The organism is Mesorhizobium sp. M2A.F.Ca.ET.037.01.1.1 (genome assembly GCF_003998075.1).
Classification (GTDB): domain Bacteria; phylum Pseudomonadota; class Alphaproteobacteria; order Rhizobiales; family Rhizobiaceae; genus Mesorhizobium.
In genome coordinates, this window is sequence record NZ_RZSA01000652.1 from 1 (window position 1) to 3916 (window position 3916).

Consider the following 3916-nt stretch of genomic DNA (forward strand, 5'->3'; position numbering starts at 1 on the left):
GCCTCGGCCAGGGCCCGCATCTCGGCATCGGTTGCCTTGTCGGCGAGCATCGCCTCGAGATCCGCCTGCTCCTGCTCGGCTGCTCGCAACGACCGGATCTTGCCCACCATCTCCTGGATGTCGGCATATTCGGAAGCCATTTTGACATATTGATCGGCGGCAGGCCCGGCCGCCATCTGCGCTTCGAGCATGTCGAAACGCTTGACGACTTGATCCATACGGTCGCGAGGCAGGTTGATCATGGTCTTCGAACTTCGATGGAATTCACGTCAGGGCGAGTCGAAAATGGCGAGTTTCGAGAACTGGAGCCGAATGTACATTTAGGTACATGAGCACCGGGAGCGCAGAAAATCGCCATTTGCAGACCGCCCTCACGTGAATCTAGAGCGGAATAGAACGGTCGTCGGCAAACGCCTGCAGCAGCGCCCGCATCGGCGTTCCCAGGCTGGGCGCCATCAGATTGTCCTTGAAGAAGTCTTTCAGCTCCTGCAGCGGCAGCTCTGTCAGCATCGCCTTGACCGGGCCGATCGAGGCCGGCGACATCGAGATCGAGCGGAAGCCGAGGCCGATCAGCGCCATTGCCGAGATCGGCTTGCCGGCAAGCTCGCCGCACAGCGTCACCGGCGTGTTGTTGCGCACGCCGGCATCGGCAATCGTCTTCAACACCCGCAGGAACGGCGCCGAAAGCGTGTCGAAACGGTCGGCAAGCTGCGTGTTGCCGCGGTCGACCGCCATCATGAACTGGAAGAGGTCGTTGGAGCCGACCGAAACGAAATCCACCGCCTTCATAAGTTCGTCGAGCTGGAACAAGAGCGAGGGCACTTCCAGCATCGCGCCGAGCTTAAGGCTGGTGGGCAGGTGATGGGCAAAGCGCGACAGGTGCCGGACCTCCCGGTCGATGATCTCGCGCGCCTGCGCGATCTCCGACAGCTCGGTCACCATAGGCAGCATCAGCTTCAGCTCGCGGCCGCCGCTGGCTTTCAGCAGCGCCCGGATCTGCGTTCTGAGCAGGCCGGGACGATCGAGCGTGAGCCGGATCGCGCGCCAGCCGAGCGCCGGGTTTTCCTCCTGGATCGCGCCCTTGAAATAAGGCAGCACCTTGTCTCCCCCGATATCGATGGTGCGGAAGGTGACCGGCTTGCCGCGCGCGGCATCGAGGACGTCGCGGTAGAGCCGCTCCTGCGCCTCGGCGCGCGGGAAGGTCGAGGCGACCATGAACTGCAATTCGGTGCGGAAGAGTCCGATGCCGGCGGCGCCCGATTCGGTCAGCTGCGGCAGATCGACGGCAAGACCCGCATTCATCAGGAGATCGACCGGAACGCCATCCTTGGTCAGCGACGGCTTCTTGCGCAGTTCCCGGTACACTTCCTGCCGTCGGGCCCGGAACCGGACCTTTTCGGCATAGGCGGCCTCGAGATCCGACTGCGGCCGCAGGTGGATGGTCCCTTCCTCGCCGTCCACAATGATGGCGTCGCCGTTTTCCGCCATGGAAACGGCGCCCTTCATCTGGCCGGCGACGGGAATGCCCATGGCGCGGGCGACGATGACGACATGGCTGGTCGCGGCGCCATCCTCCAGCACCAGGCCGCGCAGCTTGTCGCGCGGATAGTCGAGCAGTTCGGCCGCGCCCATCGAACGGGCGACGATGATGGCGTCCTTGGGCAGCGCGGCCGCGACATCCTCGGGGCCGCGCCCCATCAACTGGCGCAGGAGCCGGTTGGCAAGGTCGTCGAAATCGCTCATCCGCTCGCGCAGATAAGGGTCTGTCATGTGCAGCATGCGGGCGCGCATGTCGCTCTGCACCTTCTCGACCGCCGCTTCCGCGGTCAGGCCGTTGCGGATCGCCTCTTCCAGCCGGCGCACCCAACCGCTGTCATTGGCGAACATGCGATAGGCCTCGAGCACCTCGCGGTGCTCGCCCTCGAAGGCGACTTCGCGCCGCTCCAGCATGTCGTCGATGGACAGCCTGAGCGAGCCGAGCGAGGACTGCAGCCGGCGCACCTCCTCCTCGCTGTCCTCGTTGAACAGGTTGGTGACGACGATGCGCGGCTCGTGCAGCACGACATGGCCGAGGCCGACGCCCTCGTTGAAGGAAAGGCCGGTGAAGCTCACCGGACGGCGCAGGTCGAGCTCCAGCCCGGGCCGGGTCAGGCGCGCGAGATCGCCGGTGGCGATCATCTCGGCGATCACCATCGCCGTGGTTTCCAGCGCCTCGACCTCGTCGTCTCGATAATGGCGCATGGTCTTGTTCTGCACCACCAGCACGCCCAGCGTGCGCCCCGCCCTCAGCACCGGCACGCCGAGGAAGGAGTTGTAGATCTCTTCGCCGGTCTCCGGCAGATAGGCGAAGGCCGGGTGCTCCTGCGCGTTGGACAGGTTGAGCGGCCGCGCGCTGGCGGCAATCGTGCCGACCAGGCCCTGCCCCAGCCGCAACTGCGACAGGTGGACGGCGTTGGGGTTCAGACCTTCGGTGGCGTAGAGCTCGAGCACGGAGTCGGCGCGCAGCACATAGAGCGAGCAGACTTCCGCCACCATGTTGGAGGCGATGTCGCGCACGATACGGTCGAGCCGCTCCTGCGGCTCCAGCGGCTCCTGCATGAGCTCGCGAAGCCGTTTGAGCAGAACGCGCGGGCCACCGGCCGTATCACGCATCGCGGCTTGTTCTCCAATGGGCATTTCGCCCGCCGCAGTTTCTCCCGCGGCCGGCGTTCACGCAACAACTGACTCAGTTCTTGCTATTGCTTATCCAGACCGTAGACGGAATGCAAAGTACGAACTGCAAGTTCCGTATAGGGACCATCGATCAGTATCGAGATTTTGATCTCGGAAGTGGTGATGGCGCGGATGTTGATCGCCTTGTCGGCCAGCGCCTTGAAGGCGGTGGCGGCGACGCCGGCATGGCTCCTCATGCCGATGCCGATGACCGAGACCTTCGACATGCCGGCTTCCGACTGCACGACATCGTAACCGACTTCGGCTTTCAGCTTGTCCAGCACGGCAAGCGCCTTGTCGACATCGCCCGACGGCACCGTGAAGGTCATGTCGGTGAACTTGCCGTCCTCGGAAATGTTCTGGACGATCATGTCGACATTGATGTTGGCCTCGGCCAACGGGCCGAAAATGCCGGCGGCGACGCCTGGACGGTCGCCGACGCGGCGCAGCGAAATCTGCGCTTCGTCCTTGGCGTAGGCAATTCCGGTGACGACCTGCTGTTCCACGATCTCTTCCTCGTCGCAAATAAGCGTTCCGGGCGGATTGAGTAAATCCCCCATTCCGGGCGCATCGGGATCGTCGAAGGACGACCGCACGAAGGTACGCACCCTGTGTACCATGGCAAGCTCCACCGAGCGCACCTGCAGAACCTTGGCGCCAAGCGAAGCCATTTCGAGCATTTCCTCGAAGGAAATCTTGGCCAGACGCCGGGCTTTCGGCTCGATGCGCGGATCGGTGGTGTAGACGCCGTCGACATCGGTATAGATGTCGCAGCGGTCGGCCTTCACCGCCGCCGCGATCGCGACGGCGCTTGTATCGGAGCCGCCGCGGCCGAGGGTGGCGATGCGGTTGTCCGGCCCGATGCCCTGGAAACCGGCGATGACCGCCACCTGGCCCTCGCCGAAGCGCTTGATCAGGAAGGCGCCGTCGATGTCGAGGATGCGCGCCGCGCCATGCGCATTGTCGGTCTTGATCGGGATCTGCCAGCCCTGCCACGAGCGGGCGTGCACCCCCATGCTCTGCAGCGTGATCGCCAACAGGCCGGCGGTGACCTGTTCGCCCGAGGCGACGACCGCGTCATATTCGCGCGCGTCATGCATCGGCGAGGCCTCGCGGGTCCAGGCGACCAGTTCGTTGGTCTTGCCGGCCATGGCCGAAACCACGACCGCCACCTCATGGCCGGCATCGACCTCGCGTTTGACAT

At 64.5% G+C, this 3916-nt stretch carries 2 protein-coding genes and 1 pseudogene; all 3 read right to left on the reverse strand.

Annotation, left to right across the window (positions count from 1 at the left end; translation table 11 throughout):
• Positions 1 to 242: pseudogene (locus tag EOA27_RS26220) on the reverse strand (PCRF domain-containing protein); the annotation flags it as partial.
• Positions 243 to 381: 139 nt separating this feature from the next.
• On the reverse strand, positions 382 to 2652 hold the full coding sequence (gene ptsP / locus EOA27_RS26225) for a phosphoenolpyruvate--protein phosphotransferase (RefSeq protein WP_126081087.1): 2271 nt from the start codon (positions 2650 to 2652) through the stop codon (positions 382 to 384).
• A gap of 83 nt (positions 2653 to 2735) precedes the next feature.
• Positions 2736 to 3916 (reverse strand): aspartate kinase (locus EOA27_RS26230; RefSeq protein ID WP_127257627.1); only part of this gene is annotated, 1181 nt, incomplete at its 5' end.